The sequence below is a fragment of the Sporocytophaga myxococcoides DSM 11118 genome (assembly GCF_000426725.1).
Taxonomy (GTDB): Bacteria; Bacteroidota; Bacteroidia; order Cytophagales; family Cytophagaceae; genus Sporocytophaga; species Sporocytophaga myxococcoides.
The window spans coordinates 203,124-225,846 of record NZ_KE384560.1 but is presented as its reverse complement, the minus strand read 5'-3'; the positions used below and the strand labels follow the sequence as shown (position 1 = coordinate 225,846).

Genomic DNA, 22,723 nt, shown 5'->3' with positions numbered 1-22,723 from the left:
ATATGCGAAAATCCATGTTTAAAACCTTATGCTGAAGCTTCAAAGCGAAGGTATTTTCTCAATCAAACTAGTGCAAATATCAATAAATACTGTCTGATTAATTTCTTTCAATTTGATACCAAACTTTGTTTTAGATTGTTGTCTCAAAAGGACTCCTTCATAACCAGTCAACGGTCCTTTTACAATCCTTACTCTTTCTCCTTCAGAAAAATTGGCCTCTATGGAAACTTCCTGATTTAAGTCCAACATATTCTTAATTCCTTCAATGCACTTATTGTTGATTTTTGAGGGTTTACCGCCGCAATGTATAACAGTAGTGATTTTAGGTGTTTGAGATATTTTAGGAAGGTATTTTTCTTCTGTATTTACAAAAATATAGCTTGGGAAAAGTACCTGATCTATAATTTTTTTCTGCCGATTGTTCCAGACTCTTAAAGTCTTTGTTATTGGTAAAAAAACATCGTACCCCTTATTTGACAATTCACGTAGAACTACTTTTTCCGCTCTTGGTGCGGTGTGAAATACATACCAATTTTTTTTAGATGTCGGTTCTAAGATAGAAATACCAACATCCATTTGGGATTTCTGTTTGAATGTAGTGGACATAGGTGGTTCTCTTTAAATTCATTATAGCTACGCCTGGTCAATTAGCATTCAATGCTTTGACAAGAAAAATTTTTAATAATTATTTGTTCAAAAAGATGTGAATATTGAAGCTACAGTTTATATGTTAAGTGGAAACATCTAAACTAATTATAGCTGCTAAAATTACCTCCCGCTTCTATGCATGCATATAGAATCCACAAGTTTGTTTCTGATGCTGGATTTACAAATTAAATACTAACATCAATTGTAACTTGGATTACTATCTTATCAGAATGCATAGCGGTTTCAAAGTACTCTAAGATTGATATAGCTTCGCTTGGTCAATTAGCAGACAGTGCTTCTGACAAAGAAAAATTACAAATATTAATTTATTGAAAAACGAGTTGAAAGTACGTGGTTATTGATTAGCTATGTTTTTGATGCTGGTCAAAAGACATCTTAACTCCTAATGATATCTCACGTTCAACTGCTCTTTCCGCTTCTGGCGCGGTTAAAAAGACTTACAAGGTTGCTTTTAATGCAGGTTTTAAATCAGAATACCTACATCATCGTAGATTGGATTACTATTTATATGTTTTAAGCATAGGCGGTTCTTATTGAATAGTGTGATTAAATATAGCTTCGCTTGGTCAATTAGCAAGTATGAGCTTTTGACAAGTTTAACAAGAAAAAATCCTAATGATTATTGAGCTTTACTGATTGTTTCGAAAACTATACTTTATTTTTTGGTTCTCCAAATTTACAACAAAGATTTAACAAAAAATTAGCTGAATATGAACATGTTTAAACATCAAAATAAAACACTCTTTGGCATATTTTTACTTGAGCATTCGGCTAAACATACGTCTATAAAGTCATAGAGTCATAAAGCAATCCACAATTAAATCGCTTGAATATTTAGTTGTCTTCGACGAATAAATATTTTTTAAAAGACGCATCAACAGGGGCATTTAGAAGGATAAGTTATCTCATCAATTTGAAAAATAATTTTTAATTATGTCTAAAAACCTGTAAGCATACTTTAGAAGAATTCTTCATTTGACATATATTCTTTTCATTAAGAATATCAATGATTCAAGCTATCTCAAGTCTAAATGCTATCAACAATATCTTAACAAATTATTTAACATTAATTTTTGTATGTGATCTTAAACTTTAGCTTCTAAGTTCTGGCCTTATCATTTGATATTTCATTTTTATGTCATATAGGTTTTGCCCAAGATATGTTTTTATCTGAGTTGATGTCAACAAAATATCACTTGATATTTCCAATCTATTAAAGCATTCTTATCATTTTGAAAATAGCATACGCCTATTTCTCTTATAATTTTCAGAGTGCTATACAGCTTGCTTTTTATGAAAGACAGAAGATTTTATGTTATCCTTAAATCATTCAATAAAGAATAATCATTATGTGTTTATTGATTTTTATATCGGAGTTGAAAGAATACTGAAATATAGTTTTATAAGATTAGACATAAATTACATATTCAACCTTATAAAATATCATGTTTGAGAGGAGAAGAATAAAGACTTATTTATCGAAGAGAAATCTAATAGATGTGATCCGTGGTGTTATCGAGTTATCTTTGAAGAGATATTGAATACTTATTTTTTTAATGGATTTTAAATTTTTACTTGAATATGTTTTTAACAATAATAAAAAAGTTCCTCATTCCTGCTGTAATAATCTGGCTTGGCACCATGCAAATTTTCAATTTGATAGGGAAGGTTTATTTTAATTAAATTATTAAAGCTGAATGGTGACTAATATCCAAGACAAATGAAGAACTACTTACCTTAAAATTAAAAAGGCAATCATTTTAAAATGACTGCCTTTCGTGCACTCGTAGGGAGTCGAACCCCAAACCTTCTGATCCGTAGTCAGATGCTCTATCCAATTGAGCTACGAGTGCATTTTCCAATTAAGGAGTGCAAATTTATAAAATAAATCTGCTATTTTAAAATAGAATTCAAATTACTTCAAACAATTCCTAAAACAATTCCTTTTTTACCTAAGTTTACCAAAAGTAAAACTCGCTTCATGAAAAAAATCTTTTTTAACCTTTCTTTTCTCCTTTTTGCCCTTGCTGCCGGTGCACAAACTACTACTGATACCCTTTCCAAACATGACGAATATAAAGGAAGGCACCTTATAAGGGCTTTCAGGTTAGATCTTTATTTAAATCAATGGTCAGATCACCCTCAAGCATTAGATTTAAGAGCCTGGGGATCAAGAGGTGCTGCTTTTGGTCACTATTCTCATATAAAAATTTCCAAAAAATTGTATTTCACTTCCGGACTCTGTATAGCCTTTGATAATTATTCCTTTTCGGCAAAGAACACCAATCTATTTATATCTCAGGACTCTTTAGTATTCTTTGTAGATAGGGATCCTGAAAAAACATACAAAAAGTCAAAACTTAGCCTAACTTATCTTGATGCTCCGCTTGAATTAAGATTTCAGTCTAAACGGTATTGGCCCAGGGCTGTAAAATTAGCCGTAGGTTTTAAAGCTGGCCTTCTTTTAAAATCAATGACAAAAGTCAAATTCAAAGAAAATGATGAAACCATTAAGGAAAAAGAAATAAGAGATTTTAACTTAAACAGGTTTCGCTATGGTCTTACTGCCAGGATAGGAATTGGGGGGTTAAGCTTATATGGATACTACAGCTTAAACAAACTCTTTAAAGATAACAAAGGACCAGAAGCAACTCCGTTTCTTGTTGGAATAACGATTTCTTCTTTTTAGGAAGGCTAAAAGGCTTCTATTCTCCTTTAAAATCAGGTTTTCTTTTAGTTACGAACGCTGCAACGCCCTCTTTAAAGTCATTTGTGTGAGCAGCTTTCTCCTGAAACTTAGCTTCCTGATCTAGCATAGAAGACAAGGTGTTTTCACTTGATTCCGTCACCAGTTTTTTTATAAAACCAATGGCTTTGGTCGGAGCAGTTGCAAAATACGCTACTAATTTATCCACAGTTTCTTCCAATTCTTCGACTTTGACTGCAGAATTTACAAGTCCGTATTGCTGAGCTTCGGTAGCAAGGATTGTTTTTCCGAGAGCAAATAGCTCAAATGCCTTGAGATTGCCAGCCAATCGTGGCAAAAAATAAGAAATACCAGTATCCGGGATCAGACCTATATTTACAAAGGTAAACCCAAAAGTTGCATTTTCATTTGCAATCACCATATCTGCGGCCAATGCCAATGAGCATCCTGCTCCGACTGCCGGTCCGTTTATCAATGCTATTACAGGTATATTGAGCGTTTTTATCCCTGTTACTATAGGGTTAAACAGCTCTTTAACAACATCCGATACACTGGCATCTTTAATATTTATTGACTTCAGATCTAAACCGCTGCAAAAGCCCTTTCCTGCTCCCGTCAATATTAAAACCTTTATCGTTTTATCCTCATTAATCTCTTTTAAAGCCTGCTGGATTTCTCTGCAGAGGGTTTCGTTAAGAGCGTTATACACTTCCGGCCTGTTCAGAGTTAATCTGACCGCTCCACCTTTTTTTTCCAATAAAATATGCTGGTACATAGCCTTGTTATCCGATTAAAAGAAAATAAAATATGCAAAAGTTAACAATAAATCCTGTTAAAACTCCAGTCACGACTTCCATTCCAGTATGGGCTTTAAGAAATAGCCTGGAGCTCATGACAAAACCGGATATCAGAATAAAAGTTAAAATAGGATAGAACAAATCATTATCTGTAAATCTCATTGAAAGCATTACCAATATTACAATAGATCCAGAAAGACCGGTAGAATGAGCGCTTACTTTATAAAAAAGAGTGATCAAAGCCAGCACCAGAATGGTAACTCCTATAGCAGCAATCAGATAAATTATAAGACCACTCATGTGCAGATAGGTATCAAAAAAGTATGCCAGACTGCTATAAAATATCGCAGTTATAAGGTAAGGAACAATCCTTTCCCTTCTGTTTCCCATAAAAAAAGTTTTGAGATTCATCGTTCTGTTTGTGAGTTGCAGAAAGATGGTCATAAGGAAAATGGGTAAAATGCAGGTTGTAATAAATATAAGCAGCAAGAGATAATATTTACCTTGTTCGCTCAGCGTACTGAAAGTAGCCGGAGCAAAAAATATCAAACAAGCAAACACATAGGTTGGCAATATTACAGGATGAAAAAGTACAGAAAGAATCATTGCTGTACTTTTTAAGATATTGAATTTCCTTTTAGCTTGCTTGTATCTCGTTACCACTATTATAATTCCTTTCTTAATCTGGCAACAGGGATATTCAATTGCTCCCTGTATTTTGCTACTGTCCTTCTTGCAATGGGATAGCCTCTTTCTTTCAGAAGTTTTTCAAGTTTTTCATCTGAACAAGGTTTCCTTTTATCTTCTGCATCAATAATTTCCTTTAGAATATGCTTCACTTCTCTACTGCTGACATCTTCTCCCGATTCTGTGGAAATTCCTTCTGAAAAGAAATACTTTAATGGATAAATTCCAAATTCTGTCTGAACAGATTTACTGTTTGCAACTCTGGATACTGTTGAAATATCCATGTTGATCTCAGTTGCAATATCTTTTAATATCATTGGCTTCAGTTTGGCTTCATCCCCTTCAAGGAAAAAGTCATACTGATATTTCACAATAGCTTCCATTGTCCGCATAAGCGTCAGCTGCCTTTGTCTTATGGCATCTATAAACCATTTGGCGGCATCAAGCTTTTGCTTGACAAACGACACAGCTTCCTTAAGTTTTTTATCCTTTTTAGAGCTCTTGTCATAGGTATCAAACATCTCTGTGTAAGATCTGCTGATTCTTAACTCAGGAGCGTTTCGGGAGTTCAAAGAAAGCTCAAGTTTTCCGTTATTATTTACTAAAATAAAATCAGGAATGATATACTGAGTTTTCACATCGTCAACCGCACCTCCTCCTGGTTTAGGATTCAATTTGGTAATCAGATGTATTGCCTGTTTCATCAGGTCATCATCGATATCCAGTCTTTTCTGTATTTTATCGTAATGCTTTTTGGTAAATTCTTCGAAGTTTTCTTCAACGACTTTAAGCGCAATTTCAACTGAGGGGTCACTGTCATCTTTTCTTTCAAGCTGAAGAACCAGACATTCCTGAAGCGATCGTGCCCCTATTCCTGCTGGATCAAATTGCTGAATTCGGAAAAGTATCTTCTCGATTTCCTCTGCATTCGTTTCTATATTCTGCCCAAAGGCAAGGTCATCTACGATTTGTTCTAACTCTCTTCTAATATAGCCATCGCTGTCGATACTCCCGATAAGTTGTTTTCCGATGTTCGTTTGGCGTTCGTCCAGCTTCAAAAAGCCCAATTGACTGATAAGTGCATCGGCCAGGGTGGAACCACTGGCAATGGGCATCTCTTTGTCTTCTTCTTCACTTGGACCATCTCCGACCATTTTATATCCACTGATATCATCGTCACGGATATAGTCTTCTACGCTCAATTCGTCATCATTATAATTATCGCCATCTCCTTCACCTTCCTCCTGATCATATTCATTTTCGTTTTCAGACTGACTTTCTTCCGAGGAATATTCCTCTTTCCCTTCTTCCAGTGCCGGGTTAATTTCAAGCTCTTCTTCTATTCTGCTCTCCAGCTCGGCAGTAGGGATCTGCAGCAGTTTTATAAATTGAATCTGCTGAGGTGAAAGTTTTTGTTGTAAAGTCTGGTTTATTCCTAATTTTTGCATAAAAACCGACATTAAAAATTTGAAAATTCTGGGATGCCAAAAACCATGCCGACCCTGACAAAATTATTATATTTTGATAAAACTTTGCCTAAAAAGGTAAAATATCCTTTTTTTGCTAACAGATTATAAGATTTTATTGTTTCAATTTTAGTTTTAATTCTTTTTTGACTGTGAAAAGAACAAAAATAACACACCTCCTGAATTCTAAGGAGTTTGGAAAATCATTCAATGTAAAAGGTTGGGTAAGGACGAAAAGAGGAAATAAGAATGTGTCCTTTATAGCGCTTAATGACGGTTCTACTATTAATAATATACAAATCGTAGCAGAAGCATCTTCTTTCAGTGAAGAAAATCTGAAGGATGTTACTACCGGGGCTTGTATTTCTGTAACTGGTAAACTGGTTGAATCTCCTGCTCAGGGACAGCCTGTTGAATTACAGGCAATAGAAATCGAGGTACTTGGAACTGCTGATCCTCAAACTTTCCAATTACAGAAAAAAGGACATACTCTGGAGTTTTTAAGAGAGATTGCACACCTACGTCCTCGTACGAATACCTTTGGAGCTGTCTTAAGAATCAGACACCATATGGCGTTTGCGGTGAATAAATTCTTCAATGACAAGGGATTTGTATATCTGCATACACCGATTATTACCGGTTCTGATGCTGAAGGTGCAGGCGCAATGTTCAGAGTAACAACCCTGGATCCTGTTAATCCTCCTAAAAATCCTGATGGCTCAGTAAACTATAAGGAGGATTTCTTCGGAAAAGAAACTAACCTGACAGTATCAGGTCAGCTGGAAGGTGAATTGGGAGCAATGGCGCTTGGAGAAATTTACACTTTCGGACCAACTTTCAGAGCCGAAAACTCAAACACTGCAAGACACCTTGCTGAGTTCTGGATGATTGAGCCTGAAATGGCATTTTATGACATCCATGACAATATGGATCTTGCTGAGGAATTTCTAAAATACTTAGTGCAATATGCGCTTGACAACTGCACTGACGATCTTGAATTCCTGAACAAAATGTATGATAAGGAACTGATCGACAGATTAAAATCGGTTGTAAGTACACCTTTTGAAAGAGTATCCTATACAACTGCGGTTGAAATACTTCAAAAAAGCGGACAAAAATTCGAATACAAAGTTGACTGGGGAACTGACCTTCAGTCAGAGCACGAGCGTTATCTTGTTGAAAAACACTATAACAAACCGGTAATTCTGACAGACTATCCTGAAAAAATCAAAGCTTTTTACATGAAGCAAAATGAGGATGGAAAAACAGTAAGAGCAATGGATGTGCTTTTCCCTGGTATCGGTGAGATCATCGGAGGATCTCAGAGAGAGGAAAACTATGAAAAACTACTTCGCAGAGTTAAAGAGGTAGGTATACATGAGCAGGATATCTGGTGGTACCTTGAAACCAGAAAATTCGGAACTGCACCTCACTCAGGTTTCGGACTTGGCTTTGAAAGGTTAATGTTATTTGTAACAGGAATGGGTAATATCAGAGATGTTATTCCTTTCCCAAGAACCCCGCAGAGCGCAGAGTTTTAATAGAAAAAAAATTTAATTTTAAATAAAGAGGATATCTTTTCCCTGATTGGAATAAGATATCCTCTTTTTGCTTTTAGGCTTTTTCGGTTTCTTCGGATAAGATGGACAGGTTGCGCAGGACTTTTTAAATACCGTACAGGCCGATACCATAACCATCTGTATTACGAAAACTAGCAGTAATGCATTTTTCATAGAATTAAAAATCTTAAATAAAAAAGATAGAAATGATTTAAGCAAAAAGATAAGAGGTCTCAGGTTTTGCCACTGAAGCTCTTTTTTTATTTTTAGCTTTAGGGTATTTTTTTCCTTTCTTGTCAAAATCCGGACAGGTATTGCAGCCTTTCTTTCCTGCTGCGCAAGCTGATAATATAAGCACAAGTATTGTCAGGGATAAAATCTGTAATTTTCTATTCATTGGAAACTTGGTTTTTGACGTTCATAAATGATGATAACCTCCTTTTTCCTGTTTTTCTTAGGTCTTTTTTTATCTGTAAAACAGGATTCTGAAGTATTGTGGGCGCACCCCATCACTAATATCATAAAAATGAATGAAATTATATGAACCATACAGACAATTTAAAATCTTGACAATTTTAAAAACGGAGCCTTCCCTATATTTATTTTAGTAAAATAATTTCGCATAGCTCAAACATTAATACTAAATTTCGATTAAAAGTTACCGGAAAAAGATATCAACCGCAGATGTTTTAATTTTCCTGTTTACTTTTTAGCCATTTGACATATTTATCGATAATTAATTTAACCATTCCATATTAAAAATTATGAAATTAAAACTGACACTATTGGCTTTTTGTGGCCTATTGGTTTTCGCAGGTTGTAAAAAAGACAAGGATGATGCTACTCCTAATAACCCACAACAAGATTCTAAAACTAAAGAACTTATTGTAGGAAAAAACTGGAAACTAACTGCAGCAAAAGCACTTATACCCATTATATCAACTGATACAACAGATATTTACAATTCTACTAATCCTCTAGTTACTCAATTTGTAGACTGCATAAAAGATGATATCATAACTTATAATGCAGATGGCACATATACCTTAGATCCAAAAACAACAGTTTGTAGCCCAGCTCTTCCAACATCAGGAACTTGGGAGCTTTCGGCAGACCAAAAAACTCTGACAACTGATAAAGGCACCGACAATGAAAGAGTTCTGAATCTTATATCAGTATCAAGTACAACTATTAATGCTACTACTACTTATAGCGGCATCACTGCAAGGGGAACCTTCACTGCTCAATAAAAAATTAGGTTAAATAAGAAAAAAGGCAGCTATCTTTAATGGCTGCCTTTTTTAATACTTTTTATAGAATAACCTGCATTGAAGGACTTCAGAAAAAGGATTGCGATACAGGCACTTTTTCTTCACTCTACGCTTTGTGCTTTAGCTTTCAGCTCTATTAATTAGAATTTCTCTTCAAAACCAACACCTGCCTTGTTACATTATTTTCAGTCTGAGTGAAAGTGATATTCAGATAATTTCCGGAAGGATTGTAGTTTCCGTCTTTTGTAGATGCTCCAGCTTGATAATACGGGCCATATACTGCAGATCCAGAAGTTGAAGGAAGTACGGAAAACTTCATAGATTCATTTGAAAATTCGAAAACCTCTGCTTCGAACCTGGATATTATATCTTTTCCCGAAATATCCCTCATTGTAATCAAAAGGGCTCTGTTATTGGTTGATCTTTCTTCAATAATTACAAGTATTGAATCTTTGAGATCTGATAAATTGGGGTTTTCAGAATTATAGATTGTTCTTAATGCCTTTATTTCACCTATAAAGTCTTTTCTTTCATCAACATAGTTGCTGTGCGATGAAGGTGTTGGGTCTTCAGTTTTTCCGCAAGAGACGAATATGCTGGTTAAAAATATTGCTATCAGGATTTTCACAAAAAAAAGTTTTAAAAAATTCAGTTGCATCTTTTAATATATAAACCGTAAAACAATTAAACAATACCTAAAAATTTCCAGCAAAATAGCCGTTCCTTTTTTAGCAAAAAAACACCAAACTTTTCTCTATTATCCTCTTGGCTCGGCAGACCTGCTTATTTCATTATTTCTAAGTTCCCGGTCCAGAAAAAAGTTTAAGGCTGTTCTCAATACAGCTATTGCTGCCAGTTGTCCGATTTCATTCCATGTGGGAGCGACAGCTGTTTTTAGTATATCTGCCCCTAATAGAAACTCTAAAGCCAATGCCAGAGAACGTCCCAAAGACAAACGAATGTCTTCTATTGATATTTTTTTAGGTGCTAACTTTTTAAAATAATTACCTAAAAACATTACAATTGCTCTAACAGAAGCAATACCAATAACCATTGCGGCTGCAATTTCTACCCCTCTTGCCAATGCCGTTGTTATTGATTTTACTATTTCTTCCATAAAAAAGGAACAACCTGATAAAGCATTTGTTTGCCTTTTTATTAAAAAGAAAGAAGGCTGAATATCACTTCAGCCTCCCAGGTAAAAATAAAAAGTTTAAAAAATAAGAGTTAAAAAGATAAAAAACCCTAAGGGAATATTTAGGACAATCAATTAAAAAAATATACTCCCTTTTGGTACAACTTTTAATACTTATATCAATCAGACTTCGAGTTTTGAAAACGTTCCTTAAAAAAGTGGATTCTTCGATGAAAAAATAAAAAATGCCGACAAACAAAAAAAGGGCTTAAAAAAAGCCCTTTTCTGAAATCTATTACCATTAGATTAATTATTCATTGGATAGCCTTTATTTACCCAATCTTCACTCAAACTACTTTTAATATTAAGAATTTTAAAATTTTCGAAGCCAGCGTTTTTGAGGTAATCATATGGTTGCTTCACATTAGGGCAATTTTGCATGGCGCAGCATCCACAATAAATAACTATAAACTGATTTTTATTTAGCTTGCTAACTTTAGCCTGAAGCTGATTCATACCTGAAGTACTGTTTCCAATACCTACATTTACAGAACCTTTAATATGTTGCATAGGCCCCATATTAAAAATTACGGGCTGCTTAGCAGTGGAACTGTTCAGAATCCTTGCCAATTCTGATGGTTCGATCAGATATTCCTCAGTAAATGGATTGTCACTTTTATTTAAAGTAAAAGAAAGAATGCCGACAGAAATCAGCATAATGAAAATCACAGTAAATTTTGAAGTTAGTTTCATATATTCTTATTGAGCTTCTAAAGGTAAAATTAAATCTTATTCGTAAGGTCTGCAAGATATTATAAAACGGATAAAACTCCTTTAAATTTTAATCGGCATTAATCGTTTAAACTACCTCTGTCAATCAATTCATTAAAGTTTTTAATGAAGTAATTGATTATTGGTCAACAAACATCAGGCCAAAAGAGATAAGTCGAATTTGTTTCCAACAATATTCAATTTTTTGAGGTTTTATTTCTAAAGAGTATAAGAAATGAAGAAAATCGTCATTTGCCTCCTGATATTGATAGCATTTGCCTGCAACAAAAATCTGGATCCAACTCAGGTTCCTGATCCTGTTATCAATGCATTTTACAGCGACTTTCCTACTGATGTAAAAGTTAAATGGGAAGAAAAGAAAAACAAACAATATGAAGCTAACTTTGAATACAGAGGACAACTCAGAGAAGTTCTTTATGACTCTTCAGGGGTAGTAGTGAAAGTCGATTCATAACATTAATTACTGAAGGACTTGTCACACTTCAGGTAAAAATCTTTTATCCCTTCAATTATATCTTCTGCAATGATGGATGCGGTTCCGTATTTAGAAGCTGCACTATCTCCGGCATATCCATGTAGATAGACTCCAAGCTTTGCTGAAAATGATGGGGTGTAACCCTGCGCCAGAAGGGATACAATGATTCCAGTCAATACATCTCCGCTTCCGGCAGTTGCCATCCCCGGATTGCCGGTGCTATTAAAACTCACATTCCCATCCGGTGAAGCAACCATGGTGTTGGCTCCCTTTAGCACGACTATGCATTTGTACTTTGCTGAAAACTTTCTTAGCCCATCTAATCTTGAATAATCATCAGGAAAATCTCCTGCAAGCCTTTTAAACTCCCCGGGATGCGGAGTAAGAATGGTATTGTCTGGTAGCGATTTCAAAAGATCCTTGTTTTTACTTAACACATTTAAAGCACCAGCATCAAGAACAAGTTTTAAATTTTTATTCTCAAACAAGAGTCTCAATACATTTGTAGACTCATCTCCCTCATACCATCCAGGTCCAGCCGCCACAGCATTAAAACCTGCTAGGTCAGGAAGCTTTGAGATAAAATTTTCTTCCGGATCAGCACTCAGAATAGCCTCTGGTAAAGCTGACTGCAATATCTGAACACCACATTTTGGTGTATAGAATTTTACTAATCCTGCTCCAGCCCTGTAACAAGCTTTGCCACTTAAAACTGCTGCACCCATCATGCCAAAGCTACCTGCCATAATCAAAGCTTTTCCATAATCACCTTTATGGCTGAATTTCTTTCTTGGTTTTACAAGAGGAAAAATTTCACCTTCGTTTACATAAGAAAAAACAGAGCTTTGATCTTCTATAAAAGTCTTATCCAATCCGATATCTCTGGCAATCCATGAGCCTGTGAATTTTTCATTCTGAGGAAGCAAAAAAGAAAGTTTTGGTAGCTGAAATGTAAAGGTGTAATCAACCTTAACTTTAACAGAATCTTCATTATTTGAGTCACAGAATAGTCCTGAAGCTATATCGATCGCAATTTTAATCGTTGAAGATTCATTAATGGATTTTATAACATCTGCATATAAGCCCCCTACAGGTCTTGATAAACCTGAGCCAAAGATTGCATCGATAACAACTGCTGCTTTAGGAAAGACAGGAATATGTTCTGTTGAACTGATCTTACTAATTGTTATCAGCTTCTCAAGTCTTCTAAAGTTAATTTCAAAGTCAGCACTATATTTGTCGGAAGGAAAAACAAATACCTTAACAGAATATTGAACCTGGGTCAATAATCGGGCAACTGCAAGTCCGTCTCCGCCATTGTTTCCCGGACCACAAAAAATATAAACTTCTCTATCAGGATTAAAGTGTTCTATAAACCAATTTACAAAAGTTGCAGAAGCCCTTTCCATCAGATCAATTGATGAGATTGGCTCATTTTGAATTGTAAAAGCATCTAGTGCTCTGATCTGATCAGCAGAAAGGATTTTCATAAGGGGAAAAAGACCTCATCCTAAATCCTTCTCCTGAAGGAGAAGGACTTTAGTTCAATGCAATATTTTATGTTTCTGGTTCAATTAAAGACAATCAGCAAGGTAATAGGACTTTCAGCTTTGCACTTTAGGCTTTGTCAGCTTTCAACTTAAAACTTATAACTTACTACTTAACTTATCTGTCTACTTCTCCCATTACCACATCTATAGATCCAATGATAGCAATTAAGTCAGCGAGCATTGTATTTCTTGATAATTCATTAATAACAGAAAGGTTTACAAAACATGGAGAACGTCCTTTACATCTATAAGGAACATCAGTATTGCCGGTAGATCTAAAGTAAAAGCCTAGCTCTCCTTTTGGTGTTTCACCTCTTACATAAAAATCCATTGCCTTAGGTCTAATCTTTTTAGGGACCATTGCCTGGGGATCAAATTCCCTTGTTCTCATATGAGTTCCGGTAAGCTGCACGAGACACTGTTCAATAATCTTAATGGACTCATAGCACTCCAGAACTCTGACATAGTTCCTATCCCAGCAATCTCCTACTGTTCCCATATCACCTTTTCCAACAGGAATATCGAAGTCCAGTTCGGGATACACAGAATAACCATCAACCTTCCGCAAATCATATTTTAAACCAGAAGCTCTCAACATTGGCCCTGAACAACCATAGTTGATAGCAAGATCCAAAGGCAACACTCCTATATTGGCTGTACGCTGAATAAAAATTTTATTATTAATTACCAGCGCTTCCAATTCCTTCATTTTCGGCTTAAGATATTTAATGAAGTCTGCACAACGTTCTTCAAAGCCGACCGGGAGATCATAAAACAAACCGCCTACCCAGATATAGTTGTATAGCATTCTGGCTCCGCATACCCATTCCAAAAGACGTTGAATGTGCTCTCTATCGCGCATCAGCCAGAGAAATGGAGTAAATGCTCCGATATCTATACCGTAAGTTCCGATTGCTACAAAATGAGAAGCGAGCCTGTTAAGCTCTGCAACTAGCACTCTGATATATTCTATTCTTTTAGGCAAAGTATTTTCAATACCCAGCATCTTCTCCAATCCCATAACATAAACATGTTCTGAGTTCATAGAAGCGAGGTAATCCATTCGGTCTACAAATGGGATAATCTGATTGTAAGGAAGGTTTTCCGCATGTTTTTCAAAACATCTGTGCAAATAACCCATGTGAGGAATGACCTCTTTGACAAACTCACCATCAGTAATTACCTCAAGCCTCAAAACCCCATGCGTTGATGGGTGCTGAGGGCCGAGGTTGATAATCATCTCCTCGCTTTTAAGGTCTTCAGGTTTCGTGCGGGTTGGCTCAGACTTCTGGAGATTATCTTTATGGTAAATGTATTGAATCCTGTCGGTTGGCATCTTAATAAGCTACTTTTATACCGTGATAATATTCCTGCTCTTTATAATCTTTTCTTAAAGGATATCCTTCCCAGTCTGCAGGAAGAAGAATTCTCCTGAGATCTGGATGCCCCTCAAATACAATTCCGAAAAGATCAAAAGCTTCACGTTCATGCCAGTTGGCTGTTTTATAGATTTCGCAAAGAGATGGGACTTTAGGTAAATCATTCTCATCTCCTCTTGAAGTTTCCACTCTGAGAGTAAAATGGTGGTTGTATGGAATGGAATAGAAATTATATACGACTTCAAGTGTTCCTGTCTTCGGATTATCTATTGCCGTAATGCAGGATAAGTAATCAAAATAAGTTTTTTCATTACTCCACAGTAATCTTGCTACCAGAGGAAGTTTTTCCTTTGCAATAGTTAGTATAGGTTGAAGCCCTGACAAATTTTCAGCAACTACCGTTTCCGCACCAGATTCCTGTATGATCAGTTCTTTAATTTCCTGAAAGGTCATAATTAAATGATTTAAAAGTTCACCTCATCTTAAGTCCTTCTCCTAAAGGAGAAAGACTTCAGTATAGCACTATATTTAAAGCTTTTGATTCAAATCAAATACTTTCAGCTTTTCGCATTGTGCTTTCAGCTTAAAGCTTTTTTCTTCTCAAGCACCTTGTTGATAAGCTTCGGTTCCTTTATGCTTTCTGTTCTTATTTTTTCCTGAAGTTTCATAAAGCCACCGATAAGTGTTTCTGGCCTTGGAGGGCATCCTGGAACATAAACATCAACAGGAACAATTCTGTCTACTCCTTTAACAACATGATATCCATGTTCCCAATATGGTCCGCCGCAGTTGGAGCAAGATCCCATAGAGATTACATATCTGGGTTCAGGCATTTGCTCATATAATCTTCTAATACGGTCGGCCATTTTGAAGGTCACTGTTCCTGCAACGATCATGACATCAGATTGTCTTGGTGAAGGCCTGGGAAATATCCCAAAGCGTTCCAGGTCGTAACCGGAAGCAAACGTAGACATCATCTCAATGGCACAGCATGCAATACCAAATCCCATCGGCCAGATGGAAGATAGCCTGGCCCAGTTGATGACATCATCTGCCTTTGTAAGAATTATGCCACCTTGTCCATATTTATGATCTAATAGTCCCACTTGTTTACCTTTCTAATCTAGTCTTTTCGGAATACTTGGTATTGATATCTTCGTATAATTTCTTCGGAACCGGAGATTTGAATTGCGAAATTTCCTGACTTGGCTTTACCCAGTCCAGATATCCTCTTGCCCAAGCATATGCAAGTCCCAAAGCCAGAATAGCTATAAAAATGAACATTTCTCCAATTGAAAACCAAGCCCAAAGGCCATCAGTTGCTGCAATAAGTTTTTTATTTCCGAAAACTGTCGCCCATGGAAAAAGGAAGACCACCTCTACTTCAAACAGAATAAAGATTAAGGCGATGACATAAAACCTCATGTTAAATTGTCCCCAGGCATTGCCGACAGGGTCCTCGCCACATTCATAGCTGGTTAATTTTTCTTCATTCGGACGGTGAGGCCTTAATATTTTTGAAGTAATCATAACCAGTCCGGCAAATAATATTCCGCTGATTATAAAAAGGAAAACGATTCCAAATTCAGATAGCTGACTATTTTTAACCTGATTCATTTTTTAGAAATTAATTTTAAAATCAGGACTTTACACATGAAATTTCAAGTGAAGACAAACCCTCTTTTTCTGTTCCTGATTATAGGTATATACAAATCTACACCTTAATAAGGTTAGGATTAAATTTTAAGCAAACTAATTTACATTACCCTATTTTTCAATACATTAAAATCGTATTTCAATCCAATCACCCCCAATTTTAATTCCACCTTTTTGAGGTATTATTTCCATTAATCCATAACATTTATTTTAAATTTACTCTAAGATTCAAATTCTCGCTATAAAGAGTATTTCAAGAAAATTTCGAAAAAATATTAACCTATCCTTTGGTTTGCTGTTCTTATTATTGTGCCAACTTGTAAAGAAATTCCGCAAGGAAAACTCTGCGGTAAAAGAAGGCTAAGATGGATGGTAAATTATTTAGGCTTGAAAAAGTAATAAAGCTATAGCTATAAAAAACATAACTATGAATACCAAATTAGGGCGGGCTGTGATCCTTGTGGAAGATTATGATAAAGCCTGGGATTTTTATCAAAAAAACTTTCTGTGCAAAATACTTCACGACAGCGAAACTCCAGACGGACAAAGGTATCTGCATATTGCATTTTCCGATGATGATGATTTTGGAATTTGGTTTATGAAAGCAGATCCTTCAAAGCTGCCAATAGGAAAACAAACAGGAGGAGCACCAACTTTGGTGATATACACTGATGCCATAGAACAATTTTATTCTCATGTAAAGAAAAACGGAGTAAAGATTGCCGAGCCATTGGTTTCAACGCAGGACAGTAAATTTTTTCATTGCCTGGACCTCTATGGGAATAGGCTAACTGTTGTACAAAAGAAATAATTCAACAGGTTATTATCCTTTTAAAAATCTGGCTTGAATTAAATTCTTCATCAAATAGTAACGGATTTGATCGTTGAGTTTTTTTGTGGTCTTGTTTGGCGATGCGGTTGCACTGCTGCCGATCTGCTGCTTTTCCGCAGGGGCTGGGGTTTGTTGAGCGCGGCACATCTGCTGGTGTTCACGAAGTTTTTCATATATGAGTATAGGCCCCTTACCTTCTTTATTTCCCCTTCTCAAACCATTCTTTCAGCTATGCAAGCTCATTGAAACGAGCAGCAATTTCTTCCGATGTGTCCATGTCTGAAAGTGAGTGGAATGGTATTACACTTAGTTTTATTCTTGACAAAAAACTTATTTATTACAATAAAATATTGATTACAAAGGTGTTGTCCGGATAGAAATAACAGGAGGTTTAAAATGGACTTTATAAAGGGTATATTTGGAAATAAATACATCTATCCGGAGCGAAAAAATATTTTATCTTCTCCCCGATCTGATTTATTAACGAATTATGCGACATACTCAAAATAAAAATGTCATTACCCTAATCCTTGGAATGCTGGCTACTGTTTCACCTTTCGCCATCGATTTTTATCTTCCTGCTTTTTCACAGATAGCCGAAGATCTCCAAACAAGTACTGCAAGGATTTCGCTTTCGGTTTCCAGTTATTTTATAGGCATGGCATTGGGGCAGCTGATATATGGTCCCTTGCTGGATCGGTACGGAAGAAAGCCGCCGCTGTTTGCCGGTTTGATCATCTTTGTGATCGCCAGTCTGGGTTGTACCTTTTCTTACCGAGTAGAACAGCTGATTATCCTGCGTTTTATACAGGCGTTGGGAGGGAGCGTAGCAGGAGTTGCTGCTATGGCCATGGTTAAAGATTTCTTTACAGCGTCTCAAGGTCCGAGAATATTTGCAATGCTGATCCTCACCATTGGTTTGTCACCTCTGCTTGCGCCAAGCATAGGAGGTTTTGTTGCTGAATCATTTAATTGGAAGGCAGTCTTTGTTCTGCTTGCCTTCATCGCGGTGTTTGCGATGACAATTGTTTTTCTTTTTTTACCGGAAGGACAGGAACCCGACAGAGAGGTTACGCTGAAGCTGCAGCCAATGGCAAAAACATATGTGTCGATTCTCTCAGATACACAATTTTTTACCTACACGGTTTCCGGTTCCTTTGCTTTTGCTACATTGTTTATTTATGTGGCAGGTTCTCCCATTGTATTTATTGAATTGTTCCACGTAAGTCCGCAGATGTACGGTGCTATCTTTGCACTCTTATCAGTAGGATTTATTGGTGCCAGCCAGCTGAATATTTTGCTGGTTAGAAAATTTCCGAGCAATGCGATCTTTCGTTTCTCACTGATTGTACAGGTGCTTGCCGGCTTTATCTTTCTTATGGTCGCTTTGTATGGCGGGATGAATCTCTATTCAACGATTTTGATGTTGTTTATTTTCCTGAGCTGTGTAGGACTGATCAATCCAAATGCTTCTACGCTGGCACTGGCACCTTTTACAAAGAACATTGGCAGTGCGGCTGCTATGCTGGGTTGTTCGCAGATCGGCATTGCAGCATTAGCTTCCATTGCTGTAGGTTTGTTTAAAGCAGCTAGTATTCTTCCGATGATTGCATCAATGGTGGCAACGTCTTCATTTGCACTGTTTTTGCTATGGAGAGGTGAAAAGAAAATGGCGGGAAAAGTTGTTATGGCAGATGTGAACAGCGGGCCGATAGCTCATTAAAAGCTTCAGACAGAAAGCAACAACAAATTCAATTATACCTTCCGAAAATCAGATTGCTTTATCCGAAAATTGAATTGTGGGTCCGCAATTTAAAAATGCGGCCACCACAATCCGGTATGGGCAACCGCAAATTCAATTATAGCTTCCGAAAATCAGATTGTCGTACCGAAAATTGAATTTGAGATTCCACAAAAATTGAAACTGAAATCCTCTCATTTATATTATTACCTGATCCTAAACCATTTATTTAGCTCCACTATGCCAAACGCTCAGACTTCCTCAGCTGCTATAATAACATAATATATTCTGTCTTAAAAAATTCTTAGGTTTGCATCCGGGAACAGTATTAAACTTTAATCCCCAATATAAAGTAATATTAAAAATAAGGGGTATGTCAATTTCATCACAGGCGGATATAGAGGGTTTGCAAAGAATCAGCGATGCTGTTGCTTTGACATTAAAACAAATGCGTGAATATGCCAAACCTGGCATGAGTACCAAAGAGTTGGATGAATTTGGCGGAGAGATTCTGAGAAACTTCGGTGCGAGATCTGCACCTAAACTAACCTATGGCTTTCCAGGCTGGAGCTGCATCAGCCTGAATGACGAAATTGCTCATGGCATTCCTTCTGAAAAAAGAATTCTTCAAGAAGGAGATCTTATAAACATAGATGTATCAGCTGAACTGGACGGATACTGGTCTGACAATGGAGGCTCCTTTGTTTTGGGAAAAGACATTCATAATCATAATCCATTGGTGGAAGCTTCGAGAAGTATCCTATATAAGGCTATTCATCAGGTTAAAGGCGGTGTTAAAATAGCTGACATTGGTTTATTGATTGAGACAGAAGCTAAAAAAGCAGGATTTAAAGTTATTAAAAACCTGGTTGGACATGGTGTAGGAAGAAGCCTGCATGAAGCTCCAGAAGAGATTCCTTGTTTCAATGATAAAAACAATAAACAGAGATTTAAAAAAGACTCTGTCGTAGCGATAGAAACCTTTATCTCCACTAAAGCGACCTATGCTCACGATAAAGGAGATGGCTGGACATATATTACCAAAGATGGAAGTTATGTTGCACAACATGAACACACTTTGATCATTACTGATGGGAAACCTATCATTCTCACAGAGGCAAACAAAATCTGGGATTAGTTTTTTTTAAGCCTAAAGCACAAAGCGGAAAGCTTAAAGTTAAATGGTGAGCAATGAATTGATTTACAGAAATTGGTAATCTTTCATTATCTTTTCAAAACTTTATGCTTTTGCTTTAAGCTTTATGCCCTTTTCATATGATTTCAACCTTAAATAAATTCCACCTCATACTGCTTTCTTTAAGCATAATAATATTTGCAAATACAAAAGAGGTTCTTGCTTCTCAAGACTGGCAACCTGTTTCAAGCAATTTTCCTGCTACAAACATTACAGGTATATATGCCAGCAAAACTTCATCGGCAATAATAGTAAGCACTTTGAGGGATGGCCTTTTCATAAGTAACAATTCCGGAAAGACCTGGCTAAAGGTTGGAGATATTAAAGACTCATTGTTTTCTCTTTTTGCCAGCAATGATAAGTACCTTATTGCAGGGGGCAGAGGTGCCATTTATAAAAGTCTCGACAGCGGAAAAACATGGACTACTCATATACTTCCATTTAAAGTAGCTGTAAACAAGATAGCACTCCATCCTTCAGGAAAGATCATTTTAGGAACAGGAAGCCCTTGGGACCAATGGGGAAAAGCGCAAGGCAAAGGGATATTAATTTCAGGAGATTCTGCTAAAACGTGGGTTCAAGCAAATACTGGTATTGATAAAACTAATCCTTTGATTGAATCTCTTGCCATAGCATCCAATGGAAACATCTTTGCTGGTATTGCTGATCCAGATGCAGGTTTGAATGGGCGTTTCGGACTGTACATATCTGAGGACCTTGGTAATTCGTGGAAGCGACTTTCCATAAATATAAAAGCGCCATTCTCCATAGAATATCATGACGACAAATTAAGAATTGGTCATGTTTTAAATATTGCTATCGAAGATGATATTGTCTTTGCTTCAATTATAGGCATATATGGAAATTTTGGATTTGGTTTTACTATAAAAAGCAAGGCAGGAGATATAAATAAAGGAGAAAATAGCTGGGGAATACATTGGGTTACAGACAGCATACCTTTAACTGGTTCTTACTACCACCAACTAACCTCATTATATAAAGACAGTAATGGTTACTACTGGTCAAGTATATCGACACCAGACAATGAAATTTTCAACAACATCTATTCAAGTAAAACTTTAGAAAGCAAAGCCTGGAACTTTGAAATGGCGGGCCTTCAGGAGAGCTTTGGGCGATATATCTTTACGGAAGATGGCAAGGGAAATTTATACACTACGGATTATATATCCGGTAATCAATTATTTGTAAAATCTATTTTCGGACCATCATCAATAAATAGTCCTGATCAAATTGCCTTCTCCATTTATCCCCTGCCTGCTAAGTCGTTTTTAACAATTAAAGGAAATTTCAGTGCACCAATAAATATTCGTGTACTTGACATAAAAGGGAAAGAAATTTTAAAAAGAGAGGATGCAAATTTTAACAATGGAACTCATACAATGCAACTGCCGGATATGATTCCTGAAGGTTTGTATTTGCTTGAATTGAGTGATGGAACATTCAAAAGTATAAAATCTATAGTTCTGAATCGGGATTAAGCAGATTATGGATAAACGGGATTATATTATGTGCCTCATCCTAAAAGAATTATATTGTTGGTCCCGTTTTAAGGATTAACCAGATTAAAGCGGAAACCTAAATCCTATTAATTCTTTTATAATCCCCAAAATCCCGATTAAACACCAGGGACCTTCTTGATTAAGAAAATTATGCTGGTGAAAATTATTGACCAGAAAATTGAACTGGCTAGCATGTAAAGAAAAATTCTTTTGGCCGACTCGCCGAATGAGCTGGCAAGTAAGGCTCCTCCTATCGGACTGAAAAGTACTGGGGTTAAAAATGCAACACCTTTTAATCCATAATTCCTCCAGATCTTTACCATTCTTCTGTTTCTATCACAAAACAGTTTCCGGTTTTTATAGAAAGTCTTCATTATCCAGTTTTTAAATGGCCTGCCGATAAAGCTTACCATCAGAAAAACTGTAGTCATCATACCAAGTATTGTGAGTAATGCTGTTTCCCATATGCTTAATCCTGAGGCTACACCAAGCAGTGGTCCTCCGATGAATTTTAACATACTTGTAAGGAAAACCATGAGGTATTTGAGAATTAAGCTAACCATAAAATTGAACCTGTGTACTTGAGTGGTTTAAAAAATAACGGAAATCGACCTTCTTTAGTTTGCTTAATTTTCTAATCCCCCTTAGTTATTTTTTGACCGAAAGCTAAATCTCCTGCATCTCCCAGACCAGGAACTATAAAAAATTTCTCATTCATTTTTTCGTCAATTGCAACAGTCCAAAGTTTTGCTTCCGGAATTTCCTTCTTTACATATTCAATTCCTTCTTTACTGGATAATACGGCTGCCAGATGCACTTCTGACGGATTTCCGTATTTTAATAAAGTTCGGTAAGCTACCACAAGAGATTTACCGGTTGCGAGCATTGGATCGGTAAGTATCAGCACTTTACCCGTTAAATCTGGCGATGCAACATAGTCCATATTTATTTCCACCTTGCCGGTTTCTTCTGATTTTGTGCTTCTATAAGCAGCAACAAAAGCAGATTCGGCTTGATCAAACATATTTAGAAACCCTTGAAAAAATGGGATACCAGCTCTTAAAATTGCACCGATTACAATTTTTTGTTCCAGCGCATAAGTTGAAGCTTTTGCCAGAGGACTTTGTACCTCCTCTTTTTTGTAATTTAATTCCTTTGAAATCTCATAGGCAATTAAAGCTCCGAGACGTTCCATATTGCGTCTGAAACGCATACTATCTTTTTGAATTTCAACAGATCTAAGTTCAGCTAAAAAACGATCTGCAATGGATGGGGATTGAGTGAGCACAAAC

General features: G+C 36.3%; 23 protein-coding genes and 1 tRNA gene. 8 read left to right on the top strand and 16 right to left on the bottom strand.

The window, feature by feature from the left end:
• Positions 1 to 39 precede the first annotated feature (39 nt).
• Both K350_RS0119320 and K350_RS0119310 read right to left on the bottom strand, forming a co-directional pair.
• Positions 40 to 606 (bottom strand): UpxY family transcription antiterminator, encoded by a 567-nt coding sequence (locus K350_RS0119320; protein WP_028981297.1) that lies wholly within the window; start codon positions 604 to 606, stop codon positions 40 to 42.
• Positions 607 to 2,448: 1,842 nt separating this feature from the next.
• A tRNA-Arg gene (locus K350_RS0119310) sits at positions 2,449 to 2,522 on the bottom strand.
• Positions 2,523 to 2,650: 128 nt separating this feature from the next.
• Between K350_RS0119310 and K350_RS0119305 the strand changes: the two genes are divergently transcribed.
• On the top strand, positions 2,651 to 3,358 hold the full coding sequence (locus tag K350_RS0119305; protein WP_028981296.1) for an outer membrane beta-barrel protein: 708 nt from the start codon (positions 2,651 to 2,653) through the stop codon (positions 3,356 to 3,358).
• 16 nt (positions 3,359 to 3,374) lie between these two features.
• Here K350_RS0119305 and K350_RS0119300 read toward each other — a convergent pair whose 3' ends face one another.
• From K350_RS0119300 to rpoN, 3 genes are read right to left on the bottom strand one after another with little or no spacing between them, the layout of a single operon-like run.
• On the bottom strand, positions 3,375 to 4,151 hold the full coding sequence (locus K350_RS0119300) for an enoyl-CoA hydratase/isomerase family protein (protein ID WP_028981295.1): 777 nt from the start codon (positions 4,149 to 4,151) through the stop codon (positions 3,375 to 3,377).
• A gap of 7 nt (positions 4,152 to 4,158) precedes the next feature.
• Positions 4,159 to 4,779 carry a hypothetical protein gene (locus K350_RS0119295; protein WP_156027103.1) on the bottom strand — a complete coding sequence of 207 codons (621 nt, stop codon included), beginning with the start codon at positions 4,777 to 4,779 and terminating at the stop codon, positions 4,159 to 4,161.
• A 59-nt stretch (positions 4,780 to 4,838) separates the two neighbouring features.
• Positions 4,839 to 6,308, bottom strand: coding sequence for an RNA polymerase factor sigma-54 (rpoN, locus tag K350_RS0119290; RefSeq protein ID WP_028981293.1), 1,470 nt, complete (start codon positions 6,306 to 6,308; stop codon positions 4,839 to 4,841).
• 170 nt (positions 6,309 to 6,478) lie between these two features.
• Here rpoN and asnS point away from each other — a divergent pair, with 170 nt between their 5' ends.
• Positions 6,479 to 7,867, top strand: coding sequence for an asparagine--tRNA ligase (gene asnS, locus K350_RS0119285; protein WP_028981292.1), 1,389 nt, complete (start codon positions 6,479 to 6,481; stop codon positions 7,865 to 7,867).
• Between the two features lie 229 nt (positions 7,868 to 8,096).
• Here the strand turns inward: asnS and K350_RS0119275 are convergent, their stop codons facing one another.
• Positions 8,097 to 8,282 carry a hypothetical protein gene (locus tag K350_RS0119275; RefSeq protein ID WP_028981291.1) on the bottom strand — a complete coding sequence of 62 codons (186 nt, stop codon included), beginning with the start codon at positions 8,280 to 8,282 and terminating at the stop codon, positions 8,097 to 8,099.
• A 367-nt stretch (positions 8,283 to 8,649) separates the two neighbouring features.
• On the opposite strand from K350_RS0119275, the gene K350_RS0119265 reads away from it, so the two are divergent.
• Entirely contained in the window at positions 8,650 to 9,135 is a 486-nt protein-coding gene (locus K350_RS0119265; protein WP_028981290.1) for a DUF5004 domain-containing protein, read from the top strand.
• Between the two features lie 157 nt (positions 9,136 to 9,292).
• On the opposite strand, the gene K350_RS0119260 is transcribed toward K350_RS0119265, so the two are convergent.
• The 3 genes from K350_RS0119260 to K350_RS29570 all read right to left on the bottom strand — a co-directional run bounded on the left by K350_RS0119260 (position 9,293) and on the right by K350_RS29570 (position 11,044).
• Positions 9,293 to 9,784 carry a hypothetical protein gene (locus K350_RS0119260; RefSeq protein WP_156027102.1) on the bottom strand — a complete coding sequence of 164 codons (492 nt, stop codon included), beginning with the start codon at positions 9,782 to 9,784 and terminating at the stop codon, positions 9,293 to 9,295.
• A 129-nt stretch (positions 9,785 to 9,913) separates the two neighbouring features.
• Positions 9,914 to 10,273 (bottom strand): DUF1622 domain-containing protein, encoded by a 360-nt coding sequence (locus K350_RS0119255; RefSeq protein ID WP_028981288.1) that lies wholly within the window; start codon positions 10,271 to 10,273, stop codon positions 9,914 to 9,916.
• 324 nt (positions 10,274 to 10,597) lie between these two features.
• Positions 10,598 to 11,044, bottom strand: coding sequence for a rhodanese-like domain-containing protein (locus K350_RS29570; protein ID WP_051313364.1), 447 nt, complete (start codon positions 11,042 to 11,044; stop codon positions 10,598 to 10,600).
• A gap of 253 nt (positions 11,045 to 11,297) precedes the next feature.
• Here K350_RS29570 and K350_RS0119245 point away from each other — a divergent pair, with 253 nt between their 5' ends.
• Complete coding sequence (locus K350_RS0119245; protein WP_028981287.1) at positions 11,298 to 11,537, top strand: hypothetical protein; 240 nt, start codon at positions 11,298 to 11,300, stop codon at positions 11,535 to 11,537.
• Positions 11,538 to 11,539: 2 nt separating this feature from the next.
• Here K350_RS0119245 and K350_RS0119240 read toward each other — a convergent pair whose 3' ends face one another.
• The 5 genes from K350_RS0119240 to K350_RS0119220 form a co-directional block, all read right to left on the bottom strand.
• Positions 11,540 to 13,048, bottom strand: coding sequence for a bifunctional ADP-dependent NAD(P)H-hydrate dehydratase/NAD(P)H-hydrate epimerase (locus K350_RS0119240; protein ID WP_028981286.1), 1,509 nt, complete (start codon positions 13,046 to 13,048; stop codon positions 11,540 to 11,542).
• A 175-nt stretch (positions 13,049 to 13,223) separates the two neighbouring features.
• On the bottom strand, positions 13,224 to 14,444 hold the full coding sequence (locus K350_RS0119235) for an NADH-quinone oxidoreductase subunit D (RefSeq protein WP_028981285.1): 1,221 nt from the start codon (positions 14,442 to 14,444) through the stop codon (positions 13,224 to 13,226).
• 1 nt (position 14,445) lies between these two features.
• The gene (locus K350_RS0119230) at positions 14,446 to 14,940 is read right to left on the bottom strand and encodes an NADH-quinone oxidoreductase subunit C (protein WP_028981284.1); all 495 of its coding nucleotides are present in this window, start codon (positions 14,938 to 14,940) and stop codon (positions 14,446 to 14,448) included.
• Between the two features lie 125 nt (positions 14,941 to 15,065).
• Positions 15,066 to 15,593 carry an NADH-quinone oxidoreductase subunit NuoB gene (gene nuoB / locus K350_RS0119225; RefSeq protein WP_028981283.1) on the bottom strand — a complete coding sequence of 176 codons (528 nt, stop codon included), beginning with the start codon at positions 15,591 to 15,593 and terminating at the stop codon, positions 15,066 to 15,068.
• Between the two features lie 4 nt (positions 15,594 to 15,597).
• Positions 15,598 to 16,104 carry an NADH-quinone oxidoreductase subunit A gene (locus K350_RS0119220; protein WP_028981282.1) on the bottom strand — a complete coding sequence of 169 codons (507 nt, stop codon included), beginning with the start codon at positions 16,102 to 16,104 and terminating at the stop codon, positions 15,598 to 15,600.
• A 466-nt stretch (positions 16,105 to 16,570) separates the two neighbouring features.
• Here K350_RS0119220 and K350_RS0119215 point away from each other — a divergent pair, with 466 nt between their 5' ends.
• From K350_RS0119215 to K350_RS0119195, 4 genes are all read left to right on the top strand, one after another.
• Complete coding sequence (locus K350_RS0119215; RefSeq protein WP_037576439.1) at positions 16,571 to 16,954, top strand: VOC family protein; 384 nt, start codon at positions 16,571 to 16,573, stop codon at positions 16,952 to 16,954.
• 511 nt (positions 16,955 to 17,465) lie between these two features.
• Positions 17,466 to 18,698 (top strand): multidrug effflux MFS transporter, encoded by a 1,233-nt coding sequence (locus K350_RS0119205; RefSeq protein WP_028981279.1) that lies wholly within the window; start codon positions 17,466 to 17,468, stop codon positions 18,696 to 18,698.
• 391 nt (positions 18,699 to 19,089) lie between these two features.
• A complete protein-coding gene (gene map / locus K350_RS0119200; RefSeq protein WP_028981278.1) occupies positions 19,090 to 19,854 on the top strand; it encodes a type I methionyl aminopeptidase in 765 nt (254 codons plus the stop codon).
• Positions 19,855 to 19,991: 137 nt separating this feature from the next.
• A complete protein-coding gene (locus K350_RS0119195) occupies positions 19,992 to 21,410 on the top strand; it encodes a T9SS type A sorting domain-containing protein (protein WP_028981277.1) in 1,419 nt (472 codons plus the stop codon).
• 137 nt (positions 21,411 to 21,547) lie between these two features.
• On the opposite strand, the gene K350_RS0119190 is transcribed toward K350_RS0119195, so the two are convergent.
• Both K350_RS0119190 and upp read right to left on the bottom strand, forming a co-directional pair.
• Complete coding sequence (locus tag K350_RS0119190; protein WP_245598679.1) at positions 21,548 to 21,949, bottom strand: small multi-drug export protein; 402 nt, start codon at positions 21,947 to 21,949, stop codon at positions 21,548 to 21,550.
• A 116-nt stretch (positions 21,950 to 22,065) separates the two neighbouring features.
• The gene (gene upp, locus K350_RS0119185) at positions 22,066 to 22,719 is read right to left on the bottom strand and encodes a uracil phosphoribosyltransferase (RefSeq protein WP_342665056.1); all 654 of its coding nucleotides are present in this window, start codon (positions 22,717 to 22,719) and stop codon (positions 22,066 to 22,068) included.
• Between the last annotated feature and the right edge of the window lie 4 nt (positions 22,720 to 22,723).